This is a genomic window from Insulibacter thermoxylanivorax (genome assembly GCF_015472005.1).
Lineage (GTDB): Bacteria > Bacillota > Bacilli > Paenibacillales > DA-C8 > Insulibacter > Insulibacter thermoxylanivorax.
Map to the genome: position 1 here is coordinate 1 of NZ_BMAQ01000059.1, position 5687 is coordinate 5687.

The following is a 5687-nucleotide window of genomic DNA, read 5'->3' on the forward strand; positions in this document are numbered from 1 at the left end:
TTGTCCGGACAACTATAATAATAGGAGGTAGAATCATGAGGAAGATATTGGCTTTTATGATCGCGTTATCACTATTATTACCAACACAAGCATTTGCGCTGAACCCTGTAGCTCAAGATCTCGAAAGCATTGTTGCTCAATTGTCGATTATCAGTGATGGACTAACTGTTCAGCAGATAAGAGATATCATCCAGTCCACTTCTGAGGAACTAGGTTTGCCTGAAGAGTATATAGCAAATCAAATACTATATGAAGCTTCTTACAGCCTAACTAAGGCACATGAAGCTCAACTAAGGAATATCACACCGATGGGATCTTCAGGCGGCGGTGGTGGTTCTGAAACTACTTATCCACTTGATAGCAGTAATAAAGGGGATATATTCTTTGAAACAGCTAGTACAGCAGGCATTGAACATGGTCATGTAGGCTTATACTACTCGGATAATATATTGGTAGAGTCAATGCCTGGCGATGGTGTAAGAACAATTGATCGTTCCAATAAAGCAGTTGCTTCGGGAGCTAAAATTTTAGCAGTCAAGGATACAGCAGCTTCTACATCACAAAAGGAAGCTGCTGTAGACTGGGCTTATTCCAGAGTGGGAGACGCTTATTCTTACAATTTCATTAGCAATAGACTTACGACTTGTGATAAAGAAAAAAACTGTTCAAAGTTGGTTTGGTGTGCGTATAAAATTGAAGCTGATATAGATCTTGATGCTAATGGAGGATTGGGTGTCTATCCGACGGATATCCGGGATTCAAACTTAGTTACAACTATCAAAAGTTATTAGACATAATAAATCGGAGAGCGGGTTCCCCGCCCTCCGAAATACATATCACGATGGAGTGTGCCAATGGAGCGTAAGAAATTTCTAATCGTTGGACTGGCTCTCTTACTAATCATTTCTTCATCAGTTGTGCTTTATTTATTGATTAATGATGAAGGTACTCATTACTCCTCAAATAAACATCTCCAACTACAAGATACATTTGCCTATGTTTATTATTCCTCGTCCATTGCAGGTGAATGGGCAGGGGATGGAACTAGTCATCTGATATGGATTGACTCTGATGGGCATTTTCGCACAACGGTCCGCTCAGGCTTGGAGTTGAACTCGGTAATCCCATACGGACATCAATTAATCCTGCATAAGAAGAACAGTGCTGAGCTTTTTGGCGATGATGGCAGCTTGGAACTATCCATCAATGACTGCAGGGTGCATACCGGATACGGTCAATCATCAGGAGTATTAGACAATGGAATCCACTACAGTGTGTTCAATCAAAGAATGGGGGAAGATAACTACATATCAACACTCCGCTGGGGGGATGCCGAGCGTTTGTATTGTAAGGAGTTCGATGGATATGTGTTTTCCGTAGGCGATCATGACTCAAGTCTATATATTATCGCAACGGATATAATGAACCTGAAAGATATTTACTTGATCGAATACCAATTCCAAGATGTCGAAAACATAACTGAGCATCGGAGTCTATTATATGATCAGAACACAGAACATTTGATGAAGTTAACCAATCTGGTATGGCACCAAAACAAGCTATACGGGGTCTTCCACTATAATACCGAGACCAACATATTATTAACCATGGCCGAGATCGATCTGGACAATCGGACAGACATTCCATTCCACGTGATCACTAGCTACGATCTCGATGTGGATCCGATGCACTTTTTCTTCAATCCAGACAGTATAGCGAGTATCGATGATCGATTACTCTTCGTTGATGGCTTCGGTAATGTCCATGCCTATGATCCCGTTACACATCAGGACAAAGTATTGTTCACATTCTCAGACTATGCTCGTCAGGAATATTGGCAAGATGAGAAGGTCTATTTCTCGGGGGATCGTCTTTATTTTTATTACTATCACAGAGACCTGGGCAGCCATGTCATTGATACTTACTCGCTGGACGGTATCAGGGAGAACCGCCTCAAGATTCCCGGTATCTTTAAGGCATTTGGAGACAACACCGTGTTTCTATATGATTTCGGAGTGATCCGTGATCATCCTGGATAACAATATTCAGGCAATAGCCACTAAAGCCTTATTACTGCTGGATGCGGAGCAGAAACCCCAAACCATATGCCATTTCCTTGTTGTGATTCTATAAAGCACTAAGTATATTGTCTATAATGGCTTTGCCATAACTTGAATTTGTAGTCTTCATTGTTCACACATATAATAGAAGCTGCCAATAGACCAAGAAGAAAAGGTGTCACGAATGAGCATATTGAATGTAGAAGGGTTAAGTCACGGGTTTGGGGATCGGGCAATTTTTAACAATGTGTCCTTCAGGTTGTTGAAGGGGGAACATATCGGACTGATCGGTGCGAATGGCGAAGGCAAGTCCACCTTCATGAACATCATTACGGGCAAGCTTCAACCGGATGAAGGCAAGATTGCATGGTCCAAGCGTGTGCGTGTCGGCTATCTTGATCAACATGCCGTGCTGAATAAAGGGATGACGATCCGTGATGTTCTGAAGAGTGCGTTTCAGTACCTGTTCGATATGGAGCAGGAACTGAATGACATGTATGCCAAGATGGGCGAGGTGTCACCTGAGGAGCTTGAGCAACTGCTTGAGGAAGTCGGTATGATCCAGGATACGTTGACGAATCAGGATTTCTATATGATCGATGCCAAAATCGAAGAAACTGCCCGCGGTTTAGGCTTGACCGATATAGGATTGGATCGGGATGTTCACGACCTGAGCGGAGGACAGCGGACGAAGACGCTGCTGGCCAAGCTGCTGCTCGAGAAGCCGGACATCCTGCTCTTGGACGAGCCGACCAACTACCTCGACGAACAGCATATCAACTGGCTGAAGCGTTACCTGCAGGAATACGAAAATGCTTTTATCCTCATCTCACACGACATTCCGTTTCTGAACAGCGTGATCAATCTCATCTACCATATGGAGAATCAGGAATTAACCCGATACGTCGGTGACTATGACAATTTCCTGCAGGTATATGAGATGAAGAAGCAACAGCTTGAGGCCGCCTATAAGCGCCAACAGCAGGAAATCGCTGAACTGAAGGACTTCGTGGCACGCAATAAGGCGAGTGTTGCTACGCGGAACATGGCGATGTCTCGTCAGAAAAAGCTCGATAAGATGGAAGTGATCGAGCTGGCGAAGGAGAGGCCGAAACCTCAGTTTCACTTCAAGGAAGCTCGGGCATCGAGCAAGCTCATCTTTGAAACGACGGATCTCGTGATCGGTTACGACAGCCCGCTGTCGAAGCCGTTGAATCTGCGCATGGAGCGGGGGCAGAAGCTGGCGCTGGTCGGCGCGAACGGGATCGGGAAAACGACACTGCTGCGCAGCATCCTCGGCGAGATCCCTGCGCTGTCGGGTTCAGTCGAGCTCGGGGACTATCTGCATATTGGCTATTTCGAGCAGGAAGTGAAGGAAGCTAACTATCATACATGTATCGAGGAAGTGTGGAAGGACTTCCCTTCGTTCAATGAATTCGAGGTGCGTGCGGCACTCGCAAGATGCGGGCTGACAACGAAGCATATCGAGAGCAAGGTGGCAGTGCTGAGCGGAGGCGAGAAGGCGAAGGTACGGCTGTGCAAGCTGATCAACCGCGAAACGAACCTGCTCGTGCTCGACGAGCCAACGAATCACCTCGACGTGGACGCTAAGGAAGAGTTGAAGCGAGCGCTGAAAGCGTACAAGGGCAGCATTCTGTTGATCTCTCACGAACCGGAATTTTATCGGGACGTTGTAACGGATATATGGAATTGCGAATCATGGACGACGAAGTTGTTCTAGGAATCTATGATCGAAAAGGACGGAAGACCGTATTGATATGCTCCCCTTAGGGTAGACACCTGAAATAGCAAAAATCAGGACTACCTTGAGGGGAGTTTTTGTATGGGAAAAACAAGGAAAGAATTCAGTTTCAACGAGAAGCTCGAAGCCGTCGAGAAGTATTTGCGAGGAGAAGGAAGTCTGATAAGCATTGCTCATGAATATGGCGTTCACCATAATGCACTACATCAGTGGATCGCCAACTATGAAGCCATGGGGCCATCAGTGCTACTCCCCACTAGGCAGAAGAAACGTTATCCTGTAGCATTAAGAATCGCTGCGGTGGAAGCGTATCTTCGTGGCGAAGGAAGCCTGAGAGAACTATGCATGAAGTTTAAGATCCGCAGCCGGACACAACTCATCAACTGGATTAAGTTGTATAATAATGGTCATATAGATCAGTGGGAAAAGAAAAGCCAAAGGAGAAGGATCCGTATGACCAAAGGGCGTGCAACCACATTTTGAATCGAGATTTTACGGCAGAGAAACTGAATGAGAAATGGCTGGCTGATGTGACAGAACTCAAGTACGGCAACAACGAAAAAATGTATCTGAGCGCCATTTTGGATCTCAAGGATAACAGCATCGTTTCATTCGCCATAGGCAGGAGAAACAACAAGCGTCTCGTATTCGACACCTTTGACCTCGCCGTAGCCAGATACCCTGATGCACGTCCGATCTTTCATAGTGACAGGGGATTCCAATATTCAAGCAAGGAGTTTAAGGTGAGATTGGACAAGGCGGGGATGACACAAAGCATGTCACGAGTTGGGCGGTGCCTGGATAACGGCCCAATGGAAGCCTTCTGGGGAACCCTAAAAAGTGAGATGTATTACCTAAACGAATACCATGATTATGAAAGTCTTGCCAAAGCGATTGAACAGTACATACATTTCTACAATTACGAACGAAGGCAGAAGAGGTTAAGCAAGCTTGCTCCAATGAGCTATCGTCGTCAGTTACTTGAAAATATTGCATAAAAAAACTGGACCCCAAAATGATGGAGTCCAGGTAATACGATTTTTGTTATTTTCACTGTCTACTTGACAGGGAGCAGTTCATATGGGCCTTCCGTCTGATTTCTTCAGTGCATCCTGGAACGAGTGCGAAATTTATGGGGTGCTATAAAGTTGGTCCAGGGAAAGCGATCAATCCAGGCATAATGCCTGCGGACTTCCCGGCACCTGAAATGTTCGAGGGGCCATACTACTACTTTGACTTGCAGAAAGCTGAGCTGCTCAGCGATCTGGAAAACAGACTGATCATCGACTGGGGAAGAGCAGCGATCTCATGGCATCAATGGGCCACCAATGACAAGGAAGTCCTAGCTATACAGACCAGTCCCAGGTACGCATTCAACGGTTTCGAGAATGTGATATTAAGTTATGGTGAACTGAAAGAGATCGTATCGGATCCAACTCTATATGAAAATTGGCATACGGCATTGTCATCGGTATATGCCATATACTTAATTACAGATCGAACGAATGGGAAGCTGTATGTTGGTTCGGCTTATGGAACTGGAGGCTTGCTGGGCAGATGGAGTCATTATGTTCATAAACCGCATGGTGACAATAAAGGCATAAAGGCTGTCTTGGACTCGTCACCTGATCAATTTCATCACTTCCAGTTCAGTATCCTGCAGATTCTGCCTAAGAATATTACCACTGAAGAAGTGATAAATATTGAACCTAAATTTCGAAAGTAACATGCTCTAAAAACATGAAAAGTGCTCCAAATCTTTGGTAGAATGGTGTTTGTCCACAACATCACCCACAAAGAGAGGAGCACCCTTAAGGTGAAGTCTAACACATTCCATTAGTAAAATGAAAACTACAATTTTCGTT

The 5687-nt window shown here is 45.0% G+C and carries 6 protein-coding genes; all 6 read left to right on the forward strand.

Annotated elements, in window-relative coordinates; all coding sequences use genetic code 11:
- Window positions 1–35 precede the first annotated feature (35 nt).
- Window positions 36–791 carry a YiiX/YebB-like N1pC/P60 family cysteine hydrolase gene (locus PRECH8_RS14255; RefSeq protein WP_200967755.1) on the forward strand — a complete coding sequence of 252 codons (756 nt, stop codon included), beginning with the start codon at window positions 36–38 and terminating at the stop codon, window positions 789–791.
- A gap of 63 nt (window positions 792–854) precedes the next feature.
- On the forward strand, window positions 855–2039 hold the full coding sequence (locus tag PRECH8_RS14260) for a YycP family beta-propeller protein (protein WP_200967756.1): 1185 nt from the start codon (window positions 855–857) through the stop codon (window positions 2037–2039).
- A 205-nt stretch (window positions 2040–2244) separates the two neighbouring features.
- Window positions 2245–3801: an ABC-F family ATP-binding cassette domain-containing protein gene (locus PRECH8_RS14265; protein WP_200967757.1), complete on the forward strand. Its 1557-nt coding sequence runs from the start codon at window positions 2245–2247 to the stop codon at window positions 3799–3801.
- Between the two features lie 102 nt (window positions 3802–3903).
- Window positions 3904–4305, forward strand: coding sequence for a transposase (locus PRECH8_RS14270; protein WP_200967758.1), 402 nt, complete (start codon window positions 3904–3906; stop codon window positions 4303–4305).
- Window positions 4302–4820 (forward strand): IS3 family transposase, encoded by a 519-nt coding sequence (locus PRECH8_RS14275; protein ID WP_242457601.1) that lies wholly within the window; start codon window positions 4302–4304, stop codon window positions 4818–4820. Before PRECH8_RS14270 ends, PRECH8_RS14275 begins: the two co-directional genes overlap by 4 nt.
- Before the next feature lie 134 nt (window positions 4821–4954).
- Window positions 4955–5548 (forward strand): GIY-YIG nuclease family protein, encoded by a 594-nt coding sequence (locus PRECH8_RS14280; protein ID WP_200967760.1) that lies wholly within the window; start codon window positions 4955–4957, stop codon window positions 5546–5548.
- Window positions 5549–5687: the final 139 nt, after the last annotated feature.

Excerpts from the sequence above, each read along its gene's own strand:
- PRECH8_RS14255 (WP_200967755.1), top strand. The coding sequence starts at position 36 with ATGAGGAAGATATTGGCTTTTATGATCGCGTTATCACTATTATTACCA.
- PRECH8_RS14260 (WP_200967756.1), top strand. The coding sequence starts at position 855 with ATGGAGCGTAAGAAATTTCTAATCGTTGGACTGGCTCTCTTACTAATC.
- PRECH8_RS14265 (WP_200967757.1), top strand. The coding sequence starts at position 2,245 with ATGAGCATATTGAATGTAGAAGGGTTAAGTCACGGGTTTGGGGATCGG.
- PRECH8_RS14270 (WP_200967758.1), top strand. The coding sequence starts at position 3,904 with ATGGGAAAAACAAGGAAAGAATTCAGTTTCAACGAGAAGCTCGAAGCC.
- PRECH8_RS14280 (WP_200967760.1), top strand. The coding sequence starts at position 4,955 with ATGGGGTGCTATAAAGTTGGTCCAGGGAAAGCGATCAATCCAGGCATA.